We start from the raw sequence: 25420 nt of genomic DNA, 5'->3' as shown, positions 1-25420 counted from the left end.
CGCAGGTGATCGACGTGGCGCATGTCTCCATTCGCCACGCAGGTGCGGGGCATATGTCAATAGGTATCATGTCCGGCTTTGTCATGAGCTGGCGGATCGGCGAGGTCGCTGATCTCGCGATGGGGGAATATGATTGAAATCAAATACATTTTTTCAAAGTGAGATAGTTTTCTGCTGGATGGAAAACACAATTTATCACGGAGCCTTTACCGGATTTGCGTGTTGTACGAGCACCAACGAGGCAACTTTTTCATTATTGGAGTACAAGTATGAAACATTTCGGACTCGCCACATTGCTGCTGGCCGGCACGGCCATTACCCCTGCGTCGGCACAGGATCTGAACGAGAACTGTTCAGAACTGTACAACATGTTCGAGCAGGCGGGTAACGACTTGTCCGACGATTTTGAGGATGCTGGTGATGTCGCACTGCTCAACGATGATGCACAATGCGTTGTCTATATAGAGCGTGTTGCGGTTGCAGGCTCCATCACCGCCAGCGAGAGCGACAGCGATGTCGAGACTGCACGTGAATCCTTCTCGGACAGTGAGACGATCACTCAGGAAGTCGAGATCACCACACAGGCGATCGTCGAGGGTGATGTGCTGGTTCGTGTTCCGCAGCCGAACGTTGCCGTCGATCAGTCCGGCGCGGATATTTCTGTAAACGACACTCCGACAAGCGTGACTGTCGATCAGCAGGCCGCCGACATTCTGGTCCGTCAGGCAGCGCCCCGGATCTCCGTCGCGATGCCGACGCCCACCATCACGATCGAGCAGGATGCTCCTGAAATCATCGTCACGATGCCGCGTCCCGGTGTGAACATCAACGATGCGGAGCCGACTGTCGAAGTCATCATGGCGGAGCCCACAATCCGTGTGACCCAGCAGGAGCCGCAGCTTGACGTCAACGTCCAGGCTCGCTTTGCCGAGGAAGGCGAAGAGATCGATCCCGATGCCGACTACATCCAGTCGCGCACCGAGATGATCGACAGCGAAGGCAATACCGTCGATACCGATGTGGTTGAGAACTTCGAGCTGACCCAGGCTGAATCCACGGTTCGTCTGACGCAGGAGGAGACGGATTCCGAGCAGGTTACCTATAACACTGCTGAGCCGGTCGTCCGCTTCGAATCCGCTGATCCGGTCGTCGAATTCCAGATGGATGGTGAGCCGACCATCGACTACCAGCAGTTGGGCGAGGCACGCGTTACCTTCCGTGAATTCAGCGATGGTGAGGAAGCTGACGACGCATCCCTCTCCGACGAACTGGATATGGAAGACACCGACGCGGCGTCCATGAGCGATTTGGATGAGGACATGTCCGCGATGGACAGCGAAGCCGAAACCGGTCTTGTGACCGAAGGTGAAGCTGAAGTCGATATGGACTCCACCGATGCAAACGCGCTGGACGAGGAAAGCAGCCGTCTGCTGGGCCGCACCGACGCATCGCAGCCGACGAACAGCGACATGTTCGAAGTGGTTGTTGACGATCTGTACGGTATGTCCGTCGAAAACCTCGAAGGTGAAGATCTGGGCGAATTCGCCCGCGTTGTCGCCAACAATGGCCGTATGTATGCGATCATCGAGCATGGCGGTTTCCTGGGGCTGGGTGAGTCCGAAGTCGCACTTCCGCTGGACCGTATGATGCTCGGCGATGATCGCCTGATCCTTCAGGGCCTCACGGAAGACGAACTGGAAGCACTGCCGGAATATGACTCCAACCTCGACCTCGAAGTCGAAACCGGAACCCGCGTGCAGATCATGCAAAATCGCGGCTAAGCCACAGCGATAGATACCGAAAGGGGCCGGGCGACCGGCCCCTTTTTCGTGCGCGCACTATACGAAACTTGAGCTGCGTTCCGCGAAATCTTGGCACCATTTACAATTCTCGGAATCTATCAGCTTATCAGGTTGTCGCGCCCAGTTGGCGTGTACATGCGCGCCGGACGGAAACGACCAAAGCGGCGGTTCATCCGGCGTCGTGCATTCTGGGGAATAAAACGGGGAAAAGCCCATGCTGGCAGTCATTTTCGAGGTCGAGCCCAAGGTCGACCAGCGTCAGGCCTATCTGGATCACGCGGCAGGGATGCGCGATCTGTTCGAGGGGTTGGAGGGCTTCATCTCCGTGGAGCGGTTCGAGAGCCTGACGACCCCCGGAAAGCTGCTGTCGCTGAGTTTCTGGGAGGACGAGGCGGCGCTGGATCGCTGGCGCAACGTTCAGCGGCACCGAACCGCGCAGAAGGCCGGGCGGAATGAGTATTTCGCCGATTATCGCCTGCGCATCGCCGGGGTGATCCGCGATTATGGTATGAACGAGCGTGCACAGGCCCCGGCCGACAGTCGCGCGATACACGACTGAGGCCGGGGCAACTTACTCTGGTGCGTCGGATCAGTCGAAATCGGCGGCGGAATGACGTTCCGGCACCTGCTTGTCCTCATCCCCCCAGGTGCGGTTCACCCGCACACCGCGTTTAACGGCGGGACGCTCCGCGATCTGTTCCGCCCAGCGGGTCACGTGCTTGTATTCGTGAACCGACAGGAACTTCGCCGCGTCATAGAGCTTGCCCAGCACCAATGCGCCGTACCATGCCCAGATTGCCATGTCGGCGATGGTATATTCGTCGCCCGCGATGAACGGACGCTCGGCCAACTGTCGGTCGAGCACGTCGAGCTGGCGTTTCACCTCCATCGTGAACCGGTTGATCGGATATTCGAATTTCTCGGGCGCGTAGGCGTAGAAGTGCCCGAAGCCGCCGCCCAGATAGGGCGCGGAGCCCATTTGCCAGAACAGCCAGTTCATGGTTTCCGCCCGGGCTGCCGGCTCCTTGGGCAGGAAAGCATCGAACTTGTCCGCCAGGTACAGCAGGATCGAGCCGGATTCAAAGACCCGCACCGGGGTGTCGCCGGATCGGTCCACAAGGGCCGGGATCTTGGAGTTCGGGTTGGCCCAGACAAAGCCGGAGCCGAACTGGTCGCCCTCACCGATATTGATCGGCCAGGCATCGTATTCGGCACCTGCGTGGCCCTTTTCCAGCAATTCCTCCAGCATCACCGTGACCTTGACGCCGTTGGGCGTGGCCAGGGAATGCAGTTGAAGTGGATGCTCCCCGATGGGCAGATCCTTGTCATGGGTGGCGCCCGCGATGGGCCGGTTGATGTTGGCGAATTTTCCGCCGCTTTCCGTGTCCCATGTCCAGACTTCGGGCGGGGTGTAGGTGTCGGTCATCGGTCGCTCCTCGATTGGCGTGTGGTGTCATGTGTGTGCGCGGCGCGGCAGATCAACCGGACATGGCGTGTCGCGTACGGTGTACTAGGTTTGCGTATCCAGCCAATCGGGCAGCAGACCGATATCCGCGATAACCGCATCGGCGGCGGACAGCGACGCAGCGTTCGCCACACCCGTCAACACACCCAGGGTCCGCATTCCAGCGGCCCGTCCGGCATTGATGTCGTGTGGACTGTCACCCACCATCATGCACGACTGCGCCGGCACGTTCATCAGCCGCGCGCAGGCCAGCAAGGGCGCCGCGTCCGGCTTCATGCCGTGGCCGCTGTCATAGCCGACAATGGCGTCGAAGTAATGGGCCAGATCGAGGGCGGCGAGTTGTTCATCCGCCGCAGCAGCGGAATCGTTCGTCATGATCGCCATGGGAATGTTGCGGGTCTTCAACGCCTCCAGCACGGTCAGCAGGTCGGTGGCGGGCACTGGCGTGACGGGACGCTCGATCATGTGAGCGATCAGATCCGCGCGGTGCCAGTCGGGCAGCAACGGCAGCATCAGATCGGCGGATTGATCCGGCGTGCCGGCAATCACCGGGCTGTCGGGGGCATAGGTGCCGGTGTCCAGATCGAACCCCACCGCATCCGACAGGGCGCGTGCGTGAACGTCATCCCGCCCCAGGTCGCGCATCAAATCGACGCACCACGGTGCCCAGGTCTGGGTGAAGCCGAACAGCGTGCCGTCCTTGTCGAAGATGATGGCTTGCGGCATGGATGGTCCTGACGAAATGAATTGAGCGAGCCGGATGTAGCAATGACCAAGGCGGCCCCCCTGACCCGTGACGCTTACCGCGTCTTTCAGCGTCTGCCAACGCGCTGGCGCGACAACGATGCCTATGGGCACATGAACAATGCCGTCTTCTATGAATATGTCGATACGGCCGTGAACGCCTGGATCATCCGCAGCGAAACGCTGATCGTGCCGCACGGGCCGGTGATCGGGCTGGTCGTCGCCTCGGAATGCCGGTTTCACGCGGCCCTGGGCTTTCCCGATCCGGTCGATGCGGGGTTGCGCGTGGCGCGGATCGGGCGCAGCTCGGTCCGATACGAGGTTGGTCTGTTTCGTGGCGATGCCACCGATGCGGCCGCCGAGGCAGGGTTCACCCATGTCTATGTCGATGCCCGGACGCGCCGCCCGGTGCCGCTGCCGACGGATTTCGCCACGGCCCTGCAAACGCTGGAATGCGCCGCCCCCACGTGAGCGAAGCGCCGCTAGCATCCGGGGCAATGCCGGGGCCCCTTGCCCGAAGATCAGACAGAATGTCAGCCACGATGCCAGCCAAAATTCCTGATAAAATGCCGGCCAAAATGCCAGCCAAAATGCCAGAGCGTCCGTCCCGAACGCATATCTTCATTATCGACGGCACGTTTTCGCGGCTGATCGAGGGGCATGAGACGAATGCAGGGCAGACCTACCGTTTGCTCGAAGAAGTGGGGCAAACGGTTGCGCAGTCCGTCGGTTATCACCCCGGCGTGCAGGGGCAGGGGTGGAGCAAATGGCTGGCCGCCGCCGCCGGGCTGGGGATCAACGAAGCGATAGCCGAGGGGTACGCCACCCTTGCCTCACGCTACCGTCCGGGCGACCGGATCGTGTTGATGGGCTATTCGCGGGGGGCCTATGCGGTGCGCAGCCTTGCGGGGTGGATCGGTCAGGTCGGTCTGCTCAAGGCGCAACACGCGATGCAGCGGCGGGTGCAACGCTCGTTCCGTTATTACGAAACCTCCCGGCGCAGCGTGTCAGCCAAACGCTTTTCCGAGCGGTACTGCCACCGCGATGTCTGCATTGAGATGGTGGGCGTCTGGGACACCGTGTCGGCGCTGGGGCTGCCCTATCCGCTGCTCAACAGGCTGGCGCCGATGGTCACGGATTTCCATGACGACCGGATCGGTGACGGGGTGCGCCATGCGTATCACGCGCTGGCCATAGATGAGACCCGCGCCGCCTATGATCCCATCCTGTGGCAGCCTCGGGCCGATTGGCCCGGCAACATGCAGCAGATGTGGTTCGCGGGCAATCACGGCGATGTTGGCGGCCATGTCTGGCGCAGCCCCCCTGCGCGACCGCTGGCCAATATTTCGCTGATCTGGATGCTGGAACGGCTGGAGAGGTGTCATGTCGAGCTGCCGGAGGGTTGGCGCGACCGTTTCCCGACCGATCCGCTGGCGCCGTCCGGCGGGAACTGGCGCGGGTCGGCCAAGCTGTTTCTCTTTCGTATCAAGCGGCTGGTTCAGCCCGGCGCCTCGCAGCAGGTGCACCCCAGCGTCGGCGCGCGCATCCGCGGTTTGCGCGGCTATCGCCCCAGTGCGGAAATTGCCGCGGCGCACGCGCTGTCGGTTCCCTTGGAACAGGAGGACACTTCGCACGTTGTGCCAGACACCAATCAGGAGTTTACACATGATTAAGAAATTTGGTTCCGCGAAGTGGCAGGGCAATCTCAAGCAGGGCAAGGGCCACGTCTCGACCGAGACGGGCGTGCTGAACGATCAACCCTACGGCTTCAACACCCGGTTCGAGGGGGCGGACGGCACCAACCCCGAGGAGTTGATCGGCGCGGCCCATGCCAGCTGCTTTTCCATGGCGCTGTCCATGATTCTGGGAGACAGCGATCTGACGCCTGACAGCATCGAAACCAAGGCGACGGTCTCGCTCGAAGAAAAGGATGGCGGCTTCGCGATCACCACCATCCACCTGGACGTCGAGGCGTCGATCCCCGGCGCCAGCGAGGAGGATTTCCAGACAGCCGCAGGCAAGGCCAAGGAAAATTGCCCGGTCTCCAAGGTTCTGACCGGGGCCAAGATCACGATGGATGCAAAGCTGAGCTAACTGGCGAAGCAAGATGCCCGGCGCGGCCACCGCCGGCATGTCTGAACCTTGATGACGGAAGCCTTCGCGGATCAACCCGCGAAGGCCGCGATGCGGGTTCCCGCGCGTATAGCGCCGCAGGACTCAGTTAGTCCGACGCGCCCAAGTTTTATACAAAGAACGCTCAGTATTCTATCCCGCGCACTGCGGCGCGACCCTCTTCGTGGGGATGGCGGCTGTCGTTCATGTCTGTAATCAGGTCCGCCGCTTGCCGCACGGAATCGGGTGCGTTGCGACCCGTCAGGATCACCGTGCATGCAGCGTCACGTGCCGCGATGGCGTGCAGCACCGCCCCCGGATCCAGATCGCCCTGATGCAGGGCCCAGTTGATTTCATCCAGCACGATCAGATCGTAGTCGCCTGAAACCATCATCGCGGCCCCTTGCGCAAACGCCTCCAATGCCGCCTGTGACGATTGTTCCTTGTTCTCATGTGACCAGTCGAACCGTGCGCCGGATATGTGCCAGTCCACTTGCGGATGGTCCGCGAAGAATTTCTGCTCGCCGGTTTGCCATTCGCCGGTGACGAACTGGATGACGCCAACCCTGTGCCCCCAGCCCAAGGCGCGGGCGACCGCACCGAAGGCGGAGGTGCTCTTTCCCTTTCCATCGCCGGTCAAAACCATGAGAATGCCGCGTTGTTCACGCAGCGCGGTGCGTGCGTTGCGCTGCGGCGCGGGGGCCAGCGCGCTGTCGGCCCGATCCGTGTTGGACGCCCGATTCCCCGTGGAGGGTTGCATCGGGGTGTCGCTCTTGCCATTGCCCTCGTCTTGATCGCTCATGGTCGCTCCCTTCGGGGTTGAACGAATGCTAGGAGGCGAAACGCGATGGGCAAGGCGGTAATGATCCAGGGCACCGGATCGGACGTTGGCAAATCGCTGATCGTGGCGGGGCTGTGCCGGGCGTTCGTGCGGCGCGGATTGCGGGTCATGCCGTTCAAGCCGCAAAACATGTCAAACAACGCCGCCGTTACCGCCGATGGTGGTGAGATTGGGCGCGCGCAGGCCTTGCAGGCGTTGGCCTGCGGCGTGCCGCCCGGCGTGGACATGAACCCCGTGTTGCTGAAGCCTGAGAGCGAGACCGGCGCGCAGGTCGTCGTGCAGGGAAAGGTCGCGTTCCGCGCGCAGGCGCGTGCCTATGCGGAGCGCAAGGCGGAGCTGCTTGCCGCGGTGGCGGACAGCTTCGCCCGATTGCGAAACAACGCCGATCTGGTGATCGTGGAGGGCGCAGGCTCCCCGGCGGAGACGAACCTGCGCGCCAACGATATCGCCAATATGGGCTTCGCCCGCGCGCTGGATGTGCCCGTGATCCTGATGGGGGACATCAATCGCGGCGGCGTGATCGCACAGCTTGCAGGCCATGCCGCCGTGATGGAACAGGAGGACCGCGCACAGGTCGCGGCGTTCGCTGTGAACCGGTTTCGCGGCGACGTCTCGCTGTTTGATGAGGGGGTCGCGGATATCGAGCGATTTACGCGCTGGCCCAGCGTCGGCGTGATCCCCTGGTTCGCGGAGGCTTCGAAACTGCCGGCGGAGGATGCGTTGGGCATCGCCTCGGGCGGGACCGGGGCATTGAAGATTGCCGTTCCCATGCTGGCCCGCATCGCCAATTTTGATGACCTCGACCCGTTGAAGCTGGAACCGGGTGTGCAGGTCGTGATGGTGCCGCCCGGTCAGGCGCTGCCCGGGGATGCCGCGCTGGTGATCCTGCCGGGCTCCAAAAGCACGACCGGCGATCTGGCGTTTCTGCGCGCGCAGGGTTGGGACGTGGATATCGCGGCCCATCTGCGGCGTGGCGGGCACGTGCTGGGCATTTGCGGTGGCTATCAGATGCTGGGCCGCGTGGTCGATGATCCCGACGGCGTGGACGGCGTGGCGGGCAGTGTCGCGGGGCTGGGGCATCTCGACATCCACACGACCATGCGTCCGGTCAAGCGTCTGGGACTGGTGCACGGCACGATGGCCGGGGGACAGGTGCCGGTGTCAGGTTACGAAATCCACATGGGCCACACCACCGGCACCGACACGGACCGGCCATTGCTGCATCTGGACGGACGACCCGATGGCGCGACCTCGGCCGATGGGCAGGTCAGCGGCACCTATCTGCACGGGTTGTTTGCGCACGACGCGTTTCGTGCGGCATATCTGGCCCGGCTCGGCCATCAGGCGGGCGACCTGATCTATGCGCAGGTGGTCGAGGACGTGCTGGACAGGTTGGCCGAGCATTTGGAAGCGTCGATGGACCTCGACGCGATTGCGGCGATCGCGCGCTGACGCTAGAATGCGGCGACCGATCCCGGAGGATGCCCGTGACGACCTGCCTGATGCTGCTGCCGCCGCGACGCGCCCGGATGCGACCTCATTTCTACCGGGTGGAAATCGTCGGCAATCTGTTCGGTGAGTTTTCCGTCATCCGTGAATGGGGCCGGGTGGGTGGACAGGCGCGGGAACGTGTCGATCTGTTTGAGGGACTGCTGGAGGCATCGCACGCCGCCGACCGTCTGCGCCGGGGTTATACTCGCGCCGGGCCCCGCGACGGGGCTGGCGAAGTTCGTGGGGGGTGACGCACATGTTTCACAGCTGCGTGAAGAAAGTTCCGGTGCCCTCTCGCGCCGCGCGACTTCGCTGATATAAGGCGGGAAAACATCCTGCCGGAGATATCCCGAATGAACACCCTCTCTCCCGCCGATCGGGCGAAATTCGCGGCGGCGCGCGCCGCGCTCTCGCTGGTTGAGCCGGACATGAAGCTCGGTCTGGGGACCGGATCCACCGCGAACTGGTTCATCAGGCTGCTGGGCGAACGGATCCGGGTGGACGGCATCAAGCTGACCGCCGTTGCCACCTCGGACCGGACCGCGGCATTGGCCCTTAGCGAGGGGATCGAGGTGATCGATCTGGACGAGGCCGGCTGGCTGGACCTGACCATCGACGGCGCGGATGAGGTCGACCCCGCCCTGAACCTGATAAAGGGCGGTGGCGGGGCGCATCTGCAGGAAAAGATCGTCGCCACCGCGTCTGACCGCATGGTTGTCATTACCGACGACAGCAAGCTGGTGGCCACGCTGGGCGCATTCCCCCTGCCGGTCGAGGTCATCCCGATGGGCTGGAAATCGACCCGCGCCATCATTGAGGAGATGCTGGAGCAGATCGACGTTTCCGGGCGCGAGGTGACGCCGCGCATGGATGGTGCCGTGCTGTATCGCACCGACGAGGGCAACCATATCCTTGATCTGCATCTGGAAAGGATCGGTGATCCGCACCGGCTGTCCCCCTTGCTCAATCAGGTGGCCGGTGTGGTCGAAAACGGCCTGTTTCTGGGCATCGCAGATCAGGTTATGGTCGGCTACGAAAGCGGAGAGGCGCATCTGCTTGAGGAAGGCGGCGTGATGCGGCCCGTGGCCTTTGCCGACGGGATCGACGGACAGGCGTTTCTGAAACGTGTGCTGAACCAGGTATAAGGCGTATTGTCCTGATCATTTGAGCGAACAGGGCGGCATTGCAGGAGCATTCTAATGAGCGATTTCGACTACGATCTTTTCGTGATCGGTGGCGGCTCCGGCGGCGTGCGCGCCGCGCGGATCGCGGCTGAAACCGGCGCGCGCGTCGCCATCGCGGAGGAATACCGCTATGGCGGAACCTGTGTCATTCGGGGCTGCGTTCCCAAGAAGCTGATGGTCTATGCCTCCCGCTTTTCCGAGGCTTTCGAGGACGCCGCCGGTTATGGCTGGTCCGTGGGCAAGCCCGAATTTTCCTGGCCGGTTCTGCGCCGCAACATCCACGCCGAGCTTGACCGCCTCGAAGGCATCTACCGGCGCAATCTGGCCAATGCCAGTGTCAAGGTTCTGGACGGCCGCGCCACTGTCGTGGATGGCAATACGGTGGAGATGGATGGGCAGCGTATCACGGCAGGCCATATCCTGATCGCCGTCGGCGGGACACCGTTCGTTCCGAACATTCCGGGACGCGAGCATGTCATGGTCTCGAACGATATCTTCCTGATGGAGGAGATGCCCGCCTCGATCGCCATCGTCGGCGGCGGATATATCGCCTGTGAGTTCGCAAGCATTCTCAACGGTCTGGGCGTCAAGGTCGATGTGATCTACCGGTCAGAACAGATCCTGCGCGGCTTTGACCGCGAAGTCCGCGACCATGTCGCCGGCGAGATGGAGAAGAAGGGCGTCCGCATCGTGACCGATTGCGATGTCGAGCAGATCGAGAAGACGGATACCGGCGTTCGGCTGGAATTTGAAAGCGGCGACAGCGCCGAGTATTCCGCCGTTCTCTACGCCACGGGCCGTGTTCCTAACACGCACGATCTGGGGTTGGATGATGCGGGCGTTGAGACGGGCAAGGGCGGCGCGATCCGCGTGGATGATTGGTCCAGGACCACCGTTGATACGATCTACGCGGTGGGCGATGTGACCGACCGCGTGGCGTTGACACCCGTCGCCATCCGCGAGGGGCAGGCCTTCGCCCAGACCGTGTTCGGGAACGATCCCACCCAGGCCGATTACGACCTGATCCCCACGGCTGTGTTCACCCAGCCCGAGATCGGCACTGTCGGCATCTCCGAGGATCACGCCCATAATTACGGTGAGGTCGATATCTACTGCACGACCTTCCGTTCGATGAACCATGTGATTGCGGATCGGGACGAGCGGATGTTGATGAAGCTGATCGTCGCACGCTCCGACGGCAAGGTTCTGGGATGCCATATCGTGGGTGATGCCGCGGGTGAGATGATCCAGCTTGCCGGTATCGCGATCAAGATGGGGGCGACCAAGGCCGATTTCGACCGCACCGTCGCCGTCCACCCGACTGCGGCAGAAGAGCTGGTTACGCTCAAGTCACCAATCCGCTAGGTTGATAATGAACGCGGGAATATCCACTTCTCGCACAGATACGCACAACAGACAGGACATATGATGCCCTATAACGACAATTCCGGCGGGCCCTGGGGCAAGAAGGGGACCGACCGGGGTGAGAACAAGGGAAGCGATGATCGCAACCCTTGGGGAAGCGGCAACCGCCCGAACAATGGCAACGGGCAGGGCCCGAACAACGGCCAGACCCCCGATCTGGAGGATATGCTGCGCAAGGGGCAGGAACGCTTCAAGGTCTTGATCGGCGGACGCAATGGCGGTGGCACCGGCGGCAACAACACCGGAACCGGCGGCGACGGCCCTTCGCCCAAGTTTGTCTTGCTGATCGCCGCAGTGGTGGCTGTCGGCGCGTGGCTGTTCGCCTCCGTCTATACCGTGCAGCCTTCGCAGCGGTCGGTCGAGCTGACCTTCGGTCAGTATTCCTCGACCGGATCGCCGGGCCTGAACTTCGCACCGTGGCCGATTGTCACGCATGAGATTGTCGAAGTCACCAGCGAGCGGACCGTGAATGTCGGCACCGGCGACCGTCCGGGGCGCGGCGATGATGGTCTGATGCTGACCGGGGATGAAAACATCGTCGATATCGACTTCGAGGTGGTCTGGAACATCGGCGACCCTGCGGCCTTCCTGTTCAACCTGCGCGACCCGCGCGAAACCATCGAGGCTGTGTCCGAGTCCGCGATGCGTGAGGTTATCTCCCGCTCCGAACTGGCGCCGATCCTGAACCGGGATCGCGGCGTGATCTCGGCCGAGGTGTCCGAGCTGATCCAGCAAACGCTCGATACCTATGACAGCGGTGTGTCCATCGTTCGTCTGAACTTCGACCGCGCCGACCCACCCGAGGACGTGATCGACGCCTTCCGCGACGTTCAGGCTGCCGAGCAGGAGCGCATCACCCTGCAAAACCGCGCCGACGCCTATGCGAACCGCGCATTGGCATCGGCCCGTGGTGAGGCTGCTCAGCTGCTGCAACAGGCCGAAGGCTACCGCGCCCGGGTCGTGAACGAGGCCGATGGTGAGGCCGCGCGCTTCATCAGCATCCTGACCGAATATCAGGGGTCCGAGGAGGTAACACGCAAACGTCTCTACCTTGAAACGATGGAGCGTGTGCTGGGCACTGTGGACAAGGTCATCATCGACCCCAGCACCACCGGTGGCGAAGGCGGGCAGGGCGTCGTGCCCTATCTGCCGCTGAATGAACTCCGCAGCGGAGGTAACAACTGATGAACCGTCTCGTCATCGCCATCGCAGCCGTCGTGCTGCTTCTCGTCCTGCTCTTGTCGTCCATCTTCGTGGTGGATGAACGGCAGCGGGCGCTCGTCCTGCAATTCGGTCAGATCAAGGACGTGAAGGAGGAGCCGGGCATCGGCTTCAAGATCCCGTTCATCCAGCAGGTCGTGTACTATGACGACCGTATCCTCAGCCTCGACACGGCCTCGCTGGAGGTGACACCGCTCGACGATCGCCGTCTGGTCGTCGATGCCTTCGCCCGCTGGCGGATTTCGGATGTCGAACGCTTCCGTGAGCGGACCGGCGCGGATGGCGATTTTGCCATCATCGCGGGCCAGCAGCGGCTTCAGACCGTTCTGAACTCCGCCCTGCGTGAGGTTCTGGGTTCGGTCACGTCCAACACCGTGTTGTCGGCGGACCGGGTCGCGCTGATGAACCAGATTCGCGATCAGGCCGCGCGTGAAACCGCCGAACTGGGCATCGAAGTGGTCGATGTGCGGATCAAGCGGGCCGACCTGCCCGAACAGAACCTTGAGGAAACCTTCAACCGGATGCGGGCCGAGCGGGAGCGTGAGGCCGAGGATGAGCGCGCCCGTGGTCAAGAGGCGGCGCTGCGTGTGCAGTCGCTGGCAGACAGGACCGCGACCGAACTTCGCTCCGAAGCGCAGCGTGACAGCGACATCATTCGCGGTGAAGCGGATGCGGCGCGGAACCGGATCTTTGCCGACGCCTTCGGTCAAGATCCTGAGTTCTTTGCCTTCTACCGCTCACTCTCCGCTTACGAGGAGGCGCTGCAGGGGCAGAATTCCACTCTGGTGATTTCACCCAACAGTGAGTTCTTTGAATATTTCGGCGGCGATCAGATCGAAGGCAGCGCCCGCGCCGCCGCCGGTGTGCGCCCGACGAATGCCCCCGTGCGGACCGAATCCAACGTTCCGGCCCCTGTCGGACAGTGATTTCGTCGTACCTTGAATCGAGAGGGCGGGCCGTACTGGCCCGCCCTTTTTCGTGGCATCAATGACCCCTTGAACTGATGCGCAAGGGCCGCTTGAGTGGGACCGCAGCCCGTTCAGGCTGACATTCAACCGGTCAGACACCAACAACAACAGCCGGATCCAAGGGGAAGAGACATGAGTGATACCAAGGAATTTCACGTCGGTGAACTGTCCGCCAAGATGCCCGAGCCCACGCAATACGAACCCAGCCCCTTCAAGAAGGGCCGTCCGCCCGAGCCGCTTCAGTTTGAGGTCAACATGACGGCGGAGGCGCATGACCGACAGAAGAAATCAGGCTCGGTTCAGGTGAACATTCCGGGATTTTCCCCCGTCAAACTGTATTGCGACGAACAGGTTCCCGTCGGAGACGACACCGCGCCGCCCCCATTGGCTTTTTTCTGCGCGGGCATCGGGTTCTGCCTGATGACGCACCTGACCGACATCTACACGGCGCGCAAAATCCGGATCAAATCCATGAAGATCGAGCAGAAGGTGCGGTTCGAGACGAATCTCAGCAACATGCGCGAATTGGGTCACACCACCGATGGCAAGACATTGGGGATCGAAACGCATGTCCTGATCGACAGTGATGAGCCGCAGGAGCGGATCAAGGATCTGATGGATGAGGCTGAAAACGCCTGCATGGCGCATTTCGCATTGCGTAATCCGATCCCGTGGCAATCGCGCCTGATTCACAACGGTGAGGAACTGCTGAACCGCGAAGGGTGATCGGCGTCCTGGCTCGTGCAGCCGGGGCAGGATCGCCGCGCGTTCTGCTCTTTTCACACCTGCCCAAAACGCTATGGTCCGGGGCATGAGTGATCTTTTCGACGATGATGAACCGGGGGCCGGCGGCAATGCGCCTACGGTCACGATTTCCGAACTGAGCGGCGCGGTGAAGCGCGCCATCGAGGGCGGTTTCGGCCATGTGCGCGTGCGCGCGGAGGTGGGGCGCGTGTCCCGCCCCCGCTCGGGGCATGTTTATCTCGACCTAAAGGATGACCGCGCGGTTCTGGCCTCCGTCATCTGGAAGGGGGTGGCCAGCAAGCTGCGCACCCAGCCGGAGGAGGGGATGGAGGTCATCGTCACCGGCAGGCTGACGACTTTTGCCGGGCAATCACGCTATCAGATGGTGATCGAAAGCCTCGCCCCCGCCGGGGTCGGCGCGTTGATGGCGATGCTGGAAAAACGCCGCACGGCGCTGGCCGCCGAGGGGCTGTTCGATGCGGAGCGCAAGCGCCCGATCCCCTTCCTGCCCAAGGTTATCGGCGTTGTCACCTCCCCCTCCGGCGCCGTAATCCGCGACATTCTGCACCGCCTGCGCGACCGGTTCCCGCGAGAGGTCCTGGTCTGGCCCGTCGCCGTGCAGGGGGAGCGGTGCGCCGAACAGGTCGCTGCGGCGATCCGGGGGTTCAACGCTTTGCAACACGGTGGCCCGGTGCCGCGCCCGGATCTGCTGATCGTCGCGCGGGGCGGCGGCTCGCTGGAGGATCTGTGGGGGTTCAATGAGGAAATCGTGGTGCGTGCCGCTGCCAACAGCGAGATCCCCCTGATCTCCGCCGTGGGGCATGAGACGGACACGACCCTGATCGACCACGCCGCGGATCGTCGCGCCCCGACACCGACCGCAGCGGCGGAAATGGCCGTGCCGGTCAGGGCCGAATTGCGCGCGGCGCTGGCGCAACTGGACGAACGGCGCGTAGGCGGAATGTCGCGAATGCTGCGCGACCGCAGCGACCGGATCCGCGCCAATGCGCGCGCGCTGCCGCGTCCACAGGCCTTGGTTTCCGAACGGCGGCAAAGGCTGGACATGGTGGGTGACAAACTGCCCGCCGCACTGGGCCGCACGGCGGATCGCAAGCGGCTGGCCCTGACGAGGGCCAGCGCGGCGCTGGACCCGGCACGTCTGACCGCCAGATTGGCCGAGCCGCGCGTGACGCTGCGCAAACTGTCGCTGAGCCGTGCTCTGGCAGGGCGGATAGAGCGGGCGCAGAACGCCCTTTCAAAGCACCGTCTGGACGCCACCATCCTAAGCCGAAGCGTCACGCAGCATCGCGAAAGGTTGACGGCCAGGACCGACCGCCTGACCCGTGCCGCGGCCCGCGATCTGCCCGATCGCAGGGCAGCGCTCGCCTCACTGAGCCGTACGCTTGAGACGCTGAGCTATGAAAAAACGCTGGAACGCGGCTATGCCGTCGTCTGGCGCGATGGTGAACTGGTCAAGGATGGCAACACGCTGACCCCCGGCGATCATCTGACCATCGAGTTTGCGGGCAAGGTCACGACCCCGGTTCTGGTCGAGGGCGAAGCAGCCCGGCCGACGCCGGAAACGAAACCGAAGCCCCGGGCAAAGCCGCGTCCGCCCAAGGCCGACGGCGGGCAGGGCAGTCTGTTCTAGACCGTACCCGCCGGATCGCAGATTACCGGATCGTCGTTGATGTCGGACAGGTCCAGCAGCGTGTTACTGCTCAGGCTGGTGAGGCGCATCTTCAGGCTGCCATCGGGAAACCGGAAGGTGGACCAGCAGTGCAGCGTCGGGCTGTCCTCATACTCGAAACACAAGGCGGAGCCGCGCACGCTCACCTCACCATACAAGCATTTCCCGCTGGCGCTGCGCAGAAAAACTTCGGTGCGAGACAGGAACTGTTCGCGCCCCATCTCGCGGCCCTGCGCCGAATATTCCAGCACCCGCCCCTCAACCAGATCGAGCACGCTTTCAGGATCCACGATCTGCTGCGCGGCGAGGGGGGTGGCAATCAATAGCGCAGCGAAGGTGCGGATCATGGCAAGCGGAACTCCACCGTGACAGGCAACAGACATTCGGAGGTGGAACATGCCTGCCAGGATACGGTCACGCCGTGCGTGTCGCACACAATAGGCAGGGTCAGATGCCCTGCCCATACGGGCTTGCCATCCTGTATCGTGGCATCGGGCCACCTCACGCGCGCCCCGTCTATGCGCAGAGGCGTCAGGTCATCCTGCCCGTCGGCGGCAAGGGTCCAGCCCTGCGCGATCTCGAAGATCAGCTCGTAGCCTTCGTCCGCCGGATGCAGCCGCACATATACCGGCCCGATCCGCCGGGCCCAATCCGACGTTCCCTCGGCCAGGATTCTGGCCGCCCGCAATGTGTCGAGCCGGGCGAGAGGCATCTCCGCCATTCTGCCCGATATCGCGTCGCGCAGGGCACGCGCGCGGGCATCGCGCTGCGGATCCGGCGCGGCCTCGGCCAGCAGGGCCAGCAGTTCCAGTGCTGACCCTTCGCCTGAGGGTGTCGCGCCGTCCTCCGTTTCCAGAACAGCCCCCAGCGGCCCATCGGTGCTGAGTGCAAGTCGTGCATCAAGGGTGAAGCGATCGAGGATCAGGTCTGCGATCATCTGTGCCACGTCTATCCGACCCAGCGCAAAGGCGCCCAGACCCAGCCACGCATAATCCGACAGGTTCGCCTCCTCCCGCCGCCGTCCGTCCATGTCGAGCCGGGCCAGCGCCCCGACCGGGCCCAGGCGTTCGAGCACGGCATCGAAGGCCCGTCCGGCCGCATCCATCCAGTCCGGCCGGTCGAAGGCCACTGCCGCCTCCGCCATCGCGCGGATCATCAAGCCGTTCCAGCCGCCGATGACCTTCTCATCCCGCAGGGGGCGCGGACGGGCGTCGCGCCGGATGCGCAGATCGTCCAGCGCTGCATCCAGCCGCGCCAAGTCCTGCACCTCGCCGCGCAGATGGGCCACCGGACCTGCCTCCAGCGTCGCAGCCTCGCGCAGGCCCAACGTTTCGATCACCCAGTCATCCGCAATTTCAGCCGGGGACCAGACGTAGAACGCGCCTTCCTCCAGCTTGCCCAGATCGTTCAGACTGTCGGCATCCTCCGCTGAATAGAACGCGCCGTCCGGCGCGGTCATGTCGCGCAGGACATAGCTGATGCAACGGGCGACGGCGCGGCGCATCATCGGATCGTCGCTCACTTGCCAGCCCTGCACCAGCGCACGGGTCATCAGCGCCTGATTATACAGCATCTTCTCGAAATGCGGGGTGCGCCAGTTCACATCGACGGTATAGCGATGGAATCCGCCGCCGATCTGATCGTGGATGCCGCCCGCAACCATCGCGGATAGGCTGTTTCTGGCCATGTCGCGCGCCCCGGCGTCCCCGGTGCGCCGCCAGTGATCCAGCAGAAACAGCAGATGCCCCTCCTGCGGGAATTGTGTCCCGTGGGAAAACCCGCCCTCAACCGGATTGTAGCTGCGCACCAGATCGGTCAGCGCGGCTGCGGGGGCCTGATCCAGTGCTGCGGGCGGGGCTGTCTGGGCGGGAATGCGCTGCATCGCCTCGCTCAGCTGATCGGCGACACTGGCAAACTGGCTGCGCTGCGCGCCCTGCCAGCCCTGGGTGATCGCGCCCAGAACCTGCATGAATTGCGGTTTCGGGAAATAGGTGCCGGTGTGGAAGGGCCTGCCGTCGGGCATCAACCACAGCGAGTTCGGCCACCCGGCGTGGCGGTGTTGCAGCATGGTGGCCAGGATATAGACCTGATCGACATCGGGGCGCTGCTCCCGGTCCAGCTTTACAGGGATGAAACCGGTGTTGAGCAGGGCGGCGACCTGCTCATCATCGAAGCTTTCCTCCTCCATCACGTGGCACCAGTGGCAGGTGGCATATCCTACGGACAGGAAGATCGGCAGATCGCGGGCCGCAGCCTCGGCCAGGGCATCCGCGCCCCAGGGTCGCCAGTCCACCGGGTTGTGGGCGTGCTGCACCAGATAGGGCGAGGCCTCGGCGATCAGGCGATTGGTATAGCGGGGGGCGTCGCCATCCATCAGATGCGTGCGCGGCGTATAATCGGACCCGCGCGCGGCCAGCGCCGCATCCAGTTCCGCCTGTAAGGCCGCGTCGCGGGTGCTGCCGGGGGGGACCGCCATCAGGAGGTCACCGCAGCACCGCAGGCGAAACCGCCCTCGACGATGGTGCCATGTTGCATTGTGTCCGGGATCGGCGTGCCGTCCGTATCGACCGATGGGAAGGCAAGCCGCCCCTCACCCAAGTCCAGATGCCGGGCACAGACCAGCGATCCGGGCCATGCGAAACAATAGACCGCATCCTTGAACGTCCACCGCCCGTCCTGACAATTGCCGAACGCATCCTCATAGCGGACGGATTGCCCATCGGGCAGATAGAATTCGCGGCCGATATAACTCCCATCAATGGAGTAATGCACCGAATTTCCCAGCGCCCGCTCCAGCCATTCGGCACGGGGGATGTCGCGCGGTTCGGCAGGGCCGTCCTCCTGCGCGGTCAGGGGCACCACCGACAGGCAGAGCGAGAACAGGACCATCAGGCAAGGCGAAAACAGACGCATCGAAAACTCCGTCAAATGGATATGTGGGTATGCTCGGGGTCCCTCAACTTGTAACCGCGGGCCCGCAGGACAGGGGAACGATGGCGATCCGCTCAACCCTTTGCGGCAGGTCGCCCGTAGGGGTCCCGTCCGGATCGACGGCGAGGATCAGGGTCTCCTCGTTCCGATCCACATGGCGAAAGCATGACAGCGACAAAGGCCATATGAAGCAATAGGCTGAGGCCTCCTCACGATAGAACCACTCCCCCTCCATGCAGGTGCCATCGACATGCTGAAACACGACACCTTGCCCGTCCGGGGCGTAGTACTCGCGCCCGAACGCGGCCCCGTCGATGGTGTAGTAGACGGTGCGGCCCAAAGTGCGATCCATCCATTCGTCCAACGGTATGTCGCGCAGGGCGGGGGCCTTGGGCGCAGGTTCGACCTGTTGGGCGGTCGCGGGGCCGAGTGTCGCGATCATCACAGCCGCCAGTGTGCTGATCACCGCTCGATACGAAACCGTCATGTCGTCCTCTCCCCCTTGAACCGCCGCTTTTGCGCTGTCCTGTATAACTATGCCGGCTTACTCTGTTTGCGACAATGCAAGGCTGCGAAATAGCGGATGATCGAAAATCTGGCCGCAAAAACCGGGGGAGGTGGGGCGATGGCGCCGCTCGACAAACGTAAGGGTGTCTGGAAATCGGGGCGCGGCAAGGGGCGGCGTACGCCCAAGGGTCGGCAATACGAGGATCAGGCCCTGGCCGAGGTTCAGGCCCTGCTGGCGGATGCCCCCCGTCGTGCCGACCTGCTGATCGAGTTTCTGCATTTGATTCAGGACACTTACGGTCACCTATCCGCCGCGCATCTGCGCGCGTTGGCCGAGGAACTGCGCATGGCGCAGGCAGAGGTCTACGAGGTCGCCACCTTCTACGCCCATTTCGATGTGGTGAAGGAGGGGGAGGTCCCGCCCCCCGCCCTGACCATCCGGGTCTGTGACAGCCTATCCTGCGAACTGGCCGGGGCGCAGGCGTTGATGGCGGCCTTGCAGGACGGGCTGGATGCATCGCAAGTCCGCATCCTGCGCGCGCCCTGCATGGGTCGCTGCGATGCCGCGCCGGTGCTGGAGCTGGGCCACGCCCATATCGAACACGCGACCTTGGAAAAGGTCGAGGCAGCCATCGCCGCCGGTGCGACCCACCCGACCATTCCCGAATACGAAGGGTTCGACACCTATCGCGCGGCGGGCGGCTACGACACGCTGATGACTTTGCGTAATGGGGCTAGGACGCCCGATCAGGTGCAGGAGGACATCCTCGGATCCGGCCTGCGCGGCATGGGCGGCGCGGGTTTTCCCTCGGGTCGCAAATGGTCTTTCGTACGCGCGGCACCGGGGCCGCGATATCTGGCCGTCAATGGCGATGAGGGGGAGCCGGGAACCTTCAAGGATCGCTACGTGCTCGAACGCACGCCGCACAGCTTCCTCGAAGGAATGCTGATCGCCGCCTGGGCGGTGGAGGCTACGACCTGCTATATCTACATGCGCGACGAATACCCAGCCGTGCTGCATATCCTGGCCGAGGAAATTGCCGCGCTGGAACAGGCGGGTCTGGTGGCACCGGGCTATATCGATCTGCGTCGCGGTGCGGGCGCCTATATCTGCGGCGAGGAATCCGCGATGATCGAGAGTATCGAGGGCAAGCGCGGCCTCCCCCGGCACCGCCCGCCCTATGTGGCGCAGGTTGGCATCTTCGGCCGCCCGACGTTGGTGCACAATGTCGAGACGTTGCACTGGATCGCGCGCATCTGCCGTGAGGGGGCAGGGGTGTTCGCCGATCACGGCATCAATGGTCGCAAGGGGCTGCGCGCCTACTCCGTCTCGGGCCGCGTTGCCGTTCCCGGTGTCTATATCGTCGAGGCGGGCAACACCATTGCGCAGCTCATAGACCTGGCCGGCGGCATGGCCGAGGGGCACGAATTTTATGCCTATCAACCGGGCGGGCCGTCCTCCGGCCTGTTGCCGGCGCATATGAACGACATTCCGCTGGATTTCGACACGCTACAGGATCACGACACGTTCATCGGCTCCGCCGCCGTGGTGGTTCTGGGGCACCGGGACAGGGCGCGCGATGCCGCCCTGAACATGCTGCGATTTTTCGAGGACGAAAGCTGCGGCCAATGCACCCCCTGCCGCGTCGGTTGCGAAAAGGCGGTGAAGCTGATGCAAGCGAAGAGCTGGGACCGGACCCTGCTCGAAGACCTGTCTGCCCTGATGGTCGATGCCAGCATCTGCGGTCTGGGCCAAGCCGCCCCCAATCCGATCCGGCTGGTGATGAAACACTTCCCGGAGGAGGTCTAGCCCGGTTTCACTTTCCCGAAATATCCCCGCCGGAGGCATCCGACGGGAATTTTCCGCACATCACTGAAGGTCAGAAAACGCTTTCTGAATCCGCTCCACCGCCTCGACCACCCGCGCACGGGGGGTGGCGACGTTGAAGCGCAGGAAGGTCTCCCCCCCCTTGCCGAAACTGTCGCCATGGTTCGGGGCGACCTTCGCCTCATCCTGAACCCGGCGTTGGACCTCTGCCGCGTCCATGCCGGTGCCGGCGAAATCGACCCAGCACAGATAGGTCGAATCGAGGGGCATCGCCTGCACGCCGGGAATGGCGCTGAGGCCTTCCTCCAGGATCTGCCGGTTTCCGTCGATATAGCCGATCAGCGCGTCCAGCCAGTCATCGCCCTGCGAATAGGCCGCCGTGGTCATCAGCATTCCGAACCGGTTGGGTGAGGCACCCGCCGCCAGATGTACCTTCGCGAACTTCGCCCGCATCTCGTCATCCGCGATGACGACGTTTCCGGTCATGCCGCCCGCCAGGTTAAATGTCTTGGACGCCGCTGTCAGCGTGATCAGCCTGTCTGACAATTCCGGCATAAGGTTGGCGAGGACATGGTGCTTTTGCCCGGCAAACACCAGATCGTGGTGGATCTCGTCGCACAGCAGGATCAGGTCGTTTTCGACGCAGAACGCCGCGATGGCGCGCAGTTCCGCCTCGGTCCAGACGGTGCCGCCGGGATTGTGGGGTGAGCACAGGATGACCATCGACACCCCCTCGACCTGCGCTTTTGCCTTTTCCAGATCAATGGAATAGCGGCCGTCGACCACGTCCATCTGACATTCCACGACCTTGCGATCGTTCGCTCCGATCATCTTGGCAAAGGCATGATAGACCGGCGTGAACAGCATGATGCCGTCGCCCTTCTGGGTGAAGGCTTGCAGGCATAGCCCGACACCTGCGACCAGCCCGTGCGTGGTGGACAGCCATGCCGGGTCCACGTCCCAGTCGTGCCGCCGCTTCATCCAGCCGGTGATGGCGGCGGCATAGTCCGAGGGGTCGCCGTAATAGCCGTGGATGCCGTGCTGCACCGCCTGCGCCAGGGCATCGTTGACGGCCTGTGGTGGGCGGAAGTCCATGTCCGCCACCCACATCGAGATGCCGTCCTCGGCTGGGACGCCGTACAGCGCCTCCATCGCGTCCCACTTGACGGAGTGGGTGCCACGGCGGTCGATGATTTCGTCGAATGTGCTGGGGTCGATGGACATGGGGCAGGCTCCTTTTGGCTCGACCACAGAGTAGGCACAGGGCGGGCGGGGGCAAGTCCGCTTTTGTACCAGCCGATTGCACCTTTGTGCCGCTTCGCCTACATGATTCGGCATGATTAGACCGATCCTTATCCACCCCGACCCGCGCCTGAAGAAGGTCGTCCCGCCGCTCGCCGATTCCTCGGACGCGCTGCGCAAACTTGCGGACGATATGCTTGAGACGATGTATGACGCGCCGGGCATCGGCCTGGCCGCACCGCAGGTCGGTGTGCTGAACCGGATGTTCGTCATGGATTGCGCCGACGCCGAGGACGAACCGAACCCGATCGTCATGCTCAACCCCCAGATCGTCGCCGCGTCGGACGCGCTTGGCGTTTATGAGGAAGGATGCCTGTCGATCCCTGACATCTATGCCGAGGTGACACGCCCGGCCGAGGTGACGATGCGCTGGCTCGACCTGAACGGAAACGAGCAGCAGGCCGATTTCGACGGGTTGAGCGCCACCTGCGCCCAGCATGAACTGGACCATCTGGATGGCAAGCTGTTCATCGACTACCTCAGCACGGTCAAACGCTCGATGATTACGAACAAAATGAAGAAGCTGAAAAGGGCGCGGGCCTCCTGATGGCGCGACGTCCGTTCCTGCAATGGCCCGACAAACGTCTGCGTACGGTCGCCACCCCGGTGGAGGCGATTACGGATGAGGTGCGCGCGATCTGGGATGACATGCTCGACAGCATGTATGCGATGCCGGGCGTCGGTCTGGCTGCGCCGCAGATAGGGCAAATGCAGGCATTGGCCGTGGTGGATTGTTCCCCCGGAATGGATCAGCCGGTGCGCATGGCCAATCCGCGCGTGCTGCACGCGTCCGGCCAGATGCGTGAGCATGAGGAGGCATCACCGAACCTGCCCGGCCTGTCCGCCACGATTTCCCGGCCCCGCGCCGTCACGGTTGCCTTCATGGATGAGAGTGGTGCCGAGGTGGAGCGTGATTTCGTGGCCCTGTGGGCAACGTCGGTGCAACATCAGATCGACCACCTGAACGGCAAGGTGTTCGTCGATCGCCTGGGCCCGGTGAAGCGCAAGATGCTGCTGGCCAAGCACCTCAAAGCGAAACGGCGGGGCTGACCCCGCCGTTAAATCGTTTCCTTGAATCGCGGCGCTGCCGGATCAGCCGTACCAGTTGCCGCGCAACACATTGGCATGGTCACCAACCATCGCGGTGAACGCGTCGATATCGCTTTCGCCGTAATGATAGGGGAAAACATAGGTCGGGCTGAAGGCCATGACCGCATCCGCCGCCGCGTCGATATCCATCGTGTAAGGCAGATTCATCGGCAGGAACGCGATGTCGATGTCCTGCAGGGCTCGCATCTCCGGCGTATCCTCGGTGTCGCCCGCGATATAGACGCGCGTGCCGAAGATATCGAGGATATAGCCGTTGTCGCGCCCCTCGGGGTGATATTCCAGACGGTCCTCGGTCATGTTGTAGGCCGGGATGGCGAAGATATCGTATTCTCCGGCCAGTGTGACGTCGCCATTGTCCATGACCTCGGCACGGGTCTGGAACTCCTCCAACCCGTCATACACCACCTGATTGGTGATAAAGGCGGTTTTCGCTGTCGCCACGCCGCGCAGGGTCGCCATTTCGAAATGGTCGCCATGGTGGTGGGTAATCAGGATCAGATCGGGCGCAGGCTTGTCTGCGTAGAGCGATGGCTCACCGACCGGATCGACATAGATCACCATGCCCGGCACTTCCATCACGAATGAGGCGTGGTTGATCGGATGCACCTGAATGGGGCCGCCATCCGTATCGAACGAGAAGGGGCTGGAATGCGCCTCAGCGAATGCGCCGAAGGGCAGGAAGGTCGCACCGCTCAGCGCGGCGGAGGTGGCGAGGAACTTGCGTCTATCCATGATGATACTCCTGTTATTGGGTTTCCGCGTGTAAGATAGCGCGGAAAACGAGCCTGTCGCGGGTTGCGAGCCTTACCCGATCAGTGACAAGACGTCATTTCGATGTGTTCGGGTTGAGTGAGGGAACGCTATGCGACTTGTTTTCATGGGAACTCCGGAATTTTCCGTCACCGTTCTGGACGCGCTGATCGATGCGGGTCACGAAATCGTGTCTGTCTATACCCAGCCCCCCCGGCCTGCGGGACGGGGAAAGAAGGACCGTCCGACGCCCGTTCACCTGGCGGCGGAGGCGATGGGACTCGACGTGCGCCACCCGCGCAGCCTTCGGGGGCAGGAGGAGCGTGAGGCCTTCGCGGATCTGAACGCCGATGCCGCCGTTGTCGTGGCCTATGGCCTGATCCTGCCTCAGGCGGTGCTGGATGCGCCGCGTCTGGGATGCTTCAACATTCATGCCTCACTGCTGCCGCGCTGGCGCGGGGCCGCGCCGATCCAGCGGGCGATCATGGCGGGCGATGCCGAAAGCGGTGTGTGCATCATGCAGATGGAGGCAGGTCTGGACACCGGCCCGGTCCTGATGCGTGAGGCGACACCGCTGACGCCGCACGATACCGCCGCGACCCTGCACGACCGTCTGGCCGATATCGGCGCGCGTCTGATGGTGGATGCGCTGGCCCGGCTGCCGGACCTGACGCCCGCACCGCAACCCGAGGATGGCGTGACCTATGCCGCGAAGATCGACAAGGCCGAGGCCCGCATCGACTGGACCCGCCCCGCCATCGAGGTCGATCGGCAAATTCGCGGGCTTTCCCCCTTTCCCGGTGCCTGGACGACGCACGGCGGCAAACGCCTGAAATTGCACCTGAGCGCGTTGACCGATGGTCACGGTTCACCGGGCACCGCGTTGGACGATGCGCTGACCATCGCCTGCGGTGACGGTGCGATCCGTCTGATCCGGTTGCAACGTGAGGGGCGCGGCGTGCAGGATGCGGATGAATTCCTGCGCGGACATCCTATATGTACCGCTGACAGATTGGGAGAATGACATGGGCTTCTTAGCCTTTTTCGGATCGATGATGCTGGGCGGAATCGTCGGATATGCGGCGGAGCGTCTGGGCTTCACGCATAACGGCTACCTCCCGTCTATCGTGATCGCGTTGGGCGGTGTCGTGCTGTTCTTCATGGTCCGTGTGATGTTCGGCATCAGCTTTGGCAGTCACGGGTTGAACGCGATCATCTCCGCCGCTGGGGCGTTGATCCTCATCCCGACGGAGGCCGCGACCCGCGCCCGGTCACGCAGCCGCACACGCAACCGGCGCAGATAGG

Annotated in this window: 28 protein-coding genes; 19 read left to right on the top strand and 9 right to left on the bottom strand. The window is 63.2% G+C overall.

Annotated features, from left to right (window positions below; all coding sequences use genetic code 11):
* The first annotated feature begins 5 nt into the window (after positions 1–5).
* From G8E03_RS17605 to G8E03_RS13860, 3 genes are all read left to right on the top strand, one after another.
* The gene (locus G8E03_RS17605; RefSeq protein ID WP_283811445.1) at positions 6–137 is read left to right on the top strand and encodes a hypothetical protein; all 132 of its coding nucleotides are present in this window, start codon (positions 6–8) and stop codon (positions 135–137) included.
* Between the two features lie 132 nt (positions 138–269).
* Positions 270–1781, top strand: a complete 1512-nt coding sequence (locus G8E03_RS13865) for a PRC-barrel domain-containing protein (protein WP_166193122.1) — start codon at positions 270–272, stop codon at positions 1779–1781.
* A gap of 235 nt (positions 1782–2016) precedes the next feature.
* Positions 2017–2361, top strand: coding sequence for an antibiotic biosynthesis monooxygenase family protein (locus G8E03_RS13860; RefSeq protein ID WP_166193119.1), 345 nt, complete (start codon positions 2017–2019; stop codon positions 2359–2361).
* A gap of 30 nt (positions 2362–2391) precedes the next feature.
* Here the strand turns inward: G8E03_RS13860 and yghU are convergent, their stop codons facing one another.
* Both yghU and G8E03_RS13850 read right to left on the bottom strand, forming a co-directional pair.
* On the bottom strand, positions 2392–3228 hold the full coding sequence (yghU, locus tag G8E03_RS13855; protein ID WP_166193116.1) for a glutathione-dependent disulfide-bond oxidoreductase: 837 nt from the start codon (positions 3226–3228) through the stop codon (positions 2392–2394).
* Positions 3229–3312: 84 nt separating this feature from the next.
* A complete protein-coding gene (locus tag G8E03_RS13850) occupies positions 3313–3993 on the bottom strand; it encodes an HAD family hydrolase (RefSeq protein ID WP_166193113.1) in 681 nt (226 codons plus the stop codon).
* 42 nt (positions 3994–4035) lie between these two features.
* Between G8E03_RS13850 and G8E03_RS13845 the strand changes: the two genes are divergently transcribed.
* The 3 genes from G8E03_RS13845 (at position 4036) to G8E03_RS13835 (ending at position 6105) form a co-directional block, all read left to right on the top strand.
* A complete protein-coding gene (locus G8E03_RS13845; RefSeq protein WP_166193110.1) occupies positions 4036–4482 on the top strand; it encodes an acyl-CoA thioesterase in 447 nt (148 codons plus the stop codon).
* Between the two features lie 107 nt (positions 4483–4589).
* A complete protein-coding gene (locus G8E03_RS13840; protein WP_205793140.1) occupies positions 4590–5684 on the top strand; it encodes a T6SS phospholipase effector Tle1-like catalytic domain-containing protein in 1095 nt (364 codons plus the stop codon).
* Positions 5677–6105, top strand: a complete 429-nt coding sequence (locus G8E03_RS13835; protein WP_166193104.1) for an OsmC family protein — start codon at positions 5677–5679, stop codon at positions 6103–6105. Before G8E03_RS13840 ends, G8E03_RS13835 begins: the two co-directional genes overlap by 8 nt.
* Before the next feature lie 163 nt (positions 6106–6268).
* On the opposite strand, the gene G8E03_RS13830 is transcribed toward G8E03_RS13835, so the two are convergent.
* Positions 6269–6925, bottom strand: a complete 657-nt coding sequence (locus tag G8E03_RS13830; RefSeq protein WP_166193101.1) for a cob(I)yrinic acid a,c-diamide adenosyltransferase — start codon at positions 6923–6925, stop codon at positions 6269–6271.
* A gap of 45 nt (positions 6926–6970) precedes the next feature.
* On the opposite strand from G8E03_RS13830, the gene G8E03_RS13825 reads away from it, so the two are divergent.
* The 8 genes from G8E03_RS13825 to xseA all read left to right on the top strand — a co-directional run bounded on the left by G8E03_RS13825 (position 6971) and on the right by xseA (position 15648).
* Entirely contained in the window at positions 6971–8416 is a 1446-nt protein-coding gene (locus G8E03_RS13825; RefSeq protein WP_166193098.1) for a cobyric acid synthase, read from the top strand.
* 35 nt (positions 8417–8451) lie between these two features.
* A complete protein-coding gene (locus G8E03_RS13820; RefSeq protein WP_166193095.1) occupies positions 8452–8706 on the top strand; it encodes a WGR domain-containing protein in 255 nt (84 codons plus the stop codon).
* 102 nt (positions 8707–8808) lie between these two features.
* A complete protein-coding gene (gene rpiA, locus G8E03_RS13815) occupies positions 8809–9600 on the top strand; it encodes a ribose-5-phosphate isomerase RpiA (RefSeq protein WP_166193092.1) in 792 nt (263 codons plus the stop codon).
* Positions 9601–9654: 54 nt separating this feature from the next.
* Positions 9655–11004, top strand: a complete 1350-nt coding sequence (gene gor / locus G8E03_RS13810; RefSeq protein WP_166193089.1) for a glutathione-disulfide reductase — start codon at positions 9655–9657, stop codon at positions 11002–11004.
* A 63-nt stretch (positions 11005–11067) separates the two neighbouring features.
* A complete protein-coding gene (hflK, locus tag G8E03_RS13805) occupies positions 11068–12249 on the top strand; it encodes an FtsH protease activity modulator HflK (RefSeq protein ID WP_166193086.1) in 1182 nt (393 codons plus the stop codon).
* A complete protein-coding gene (gene hflC / locus G8E03_RS13800; protein ID WP_166193083.1) occupies positions 12249–13211 on the top strand; it encodes a protease modulator HflC in 963 nt (320 codons plus the stop codon). Before hflK ends, hflC begins: the two co-directional genes overlap by 1 nt.
* A gap of 174 nt (positions 13212–13385) precedes the next feature.
* Entirely contained in the window at positions 13386–13979 is a 594-nt protein-coding gene (locus G8E03_RS13795; RefSeq protein WP_166193080.1) for an OsmC family protein, read from the top strand.
* Positions 13980–14064: 85 nt separating this feature from the next.
* Positions 14065–15648 carry an exodeoxyribonuclease VII large subunit gene (gene xseA / locus G8E03_RS13790; RefSeq protein ID WP_166193077.1) on the top strand — a complete coding sequence of 528 codons (1584 nt, stop codon included), beginning with the start codon at positions 14065–14067 and terminating at the stop codon, positions 15646–15648.
* Here the strand turns inward: xseA and G8E03_RS13785 are convergent.
* Genes G8E03_RS13785 through G8E03_RS13770 form a run of 4 tightly spaced genes read right to left on the bottom strand, consistent with a single transcriptional unit; the run spans position 15645 to position 19105 of the window.
* Positions 15645–16034 (bottom strand): dsRNA-binding motif domain-containing protein, encoded by a 390-nt coding sequence (locus G8E03_RS13785; RefSeq protein ID WP_166193074.1) that lies wholly within the window; start codon positions 16032–16034, stop codon positions 15645–15647. The two genes, xseA and G8E03_RS13785, sit on opposite strands and share 4 nt — an antisense overlap.
* Entirely contained in the window at positions 16031–18163 is a 2133-nt protein-coding gene (locus tag G8E03_RS13780; protein WP_166193071.1) for a thioredoxin domain-containing protein, read from the bottom strand. The genes G8E03_RS13785 and G8E03_RS13780 overlap by 4 nt, the downstream gene beginning before the upstream one ends.
* Positions 18163–18600, bottom strand: coding sequence for a hypothetical protein (locus G8E03_RS13775; RefSeq protein WP_166193068.1), 438 nt, complete (start codon positions 18598–18600; stop codon positions 18163–18165). Before G8E03_RS13775 ends, G8E03_RS13780 begins: the two co-directional genes overlap by 1 nt.
* Positions 18601–18643: 43 nt before the next feature.
* Positions 18644–19105, bottom strand: coding sequence for a hypothetical protein (locus tag G8E03_RS13770; RefSeq protein ID WP_166193065.1), 462 nt, complete (start codon positions 19103–19105; stop codon positions 18644–18646).
* 138 nt (positions 19106–19243) lie between these two features.
* On the opposite strand from G8E03_RS13770, the gene G8E03_RS13765 reads away from it, so the two are divergent.
* A complete protein-coding gene (locus G8E03_RS13765) occupies positions 19244–20935 on the top strand; it encodes an NAD(P)H-dependent oxidoreductase subunit E (protein WP_166193062.1) in 1692 nt (563 codons plus the stop codon).
* Between the two features lie 60 nt (positions 20936–20995).
* On the opposite strand, the gene G8E03_RS13760 is transcribed toward G8E03_RS13765, so the two are convergent.
* On the bottom strand, positions 20996–22177 hold the full coding sequence (locus G8E03_RS13760; RefSeq protein WP_166193059.1) for a MalY/PatB family protein: 1182 nt from the start codon (positions 22175–22177) through the stop codon (positions 20996–20998).
* A gap of 112 nt (positions 22178–22289) precedes the next feature.
* Between G8E03_RS13760 and def (G8E03_RS13755) the strand changes: the two genes are divergently transcribed.
* Both def (G8E03_RS13755) and def (G8E03_RS13750) read left to right on the top strand, forming a co-directional pair.
* Entirely contained in the window at positions 22290–22802 is a 513-nt protein-coding gene (def, locus tag G8E03_RS13755) for a peptide deformylase (RefSeq protein ID WP_166193056.1), read from the top strand.
* Positions 22802–23305 (top strand): peptide deformylase, encoded by a 504-nt coding sequence (def, locus tag G8E03_RS13750; protein ID WP_166193052.1) that lies wholly within the window; start codon positions 22802–22804, stop codon positions 23303–23305. Before def (G8E03_RS13755) ends, def (G8E03_RS13750) begins: the two co-directional genes overlap by 1 nt.
* 42 nt (positions 23306–23347) lie before the next feature.
* Here def (G8E03_RS13750) and G8E03_RS13745 read toward each other — a convergent pair whose 3' ends face one another.
* The gene (locus G8E03_RS13745; RefSeq protein ID WP_240910367.1) at positions 23348–24097 is read right to left on the bottom strand and encodes an MBL fold metallo-hydrolase; all 750 of its coding nucleotides are present in this window, start codon (positions 24095–24097) and stop codon (positions 23348–23350) included.
* 130 nt (positions 24098–24227) lie between these two features.
* Here G8E03_RS13745 and fmt point away from each other — a divergent pair, with 130 nt between their 5' ends.
* Positions 24228–25139: a methionyl-tRNA formyltransferase gene (gene fmt, locus G8E03_RS13740; protein ID WP_166193049.1), complete on the top strand. Its 912-nt coding sequence runs from the start codon at positions 24228–24230 to the stop codon at positions 25137–25139.
* A gap of 1 nt (position 25140) precedes the next feature.
* Positions 25141–25419, top strand: a complete 279-nt coding sequence (locus G8E03_RS13735) for a hypothetical protein (RefSeq protein WP_166193046.1) — start codon at positions 25141–25143, stop codon at positions 25417–25419.
* The last annotated feature ends 1 nt before the right edge of the window (position 25420 follow it).

It is taken from the genome of Pontivivens nitratireducens (assembly GCF_011290545.1).
Lineage (GTDB): Bacteria > Pseudomonadota > Alphaproteobacteria > Rhodobacterales > Rhodobacteraceae > Pontivivens > Pontivivens nitratireducens.
The sequence above is the reverse complement of the archived record's forward strand: the minus strand, read 5'-3'. Positions and strand labels throughout refer to the sequence as shown.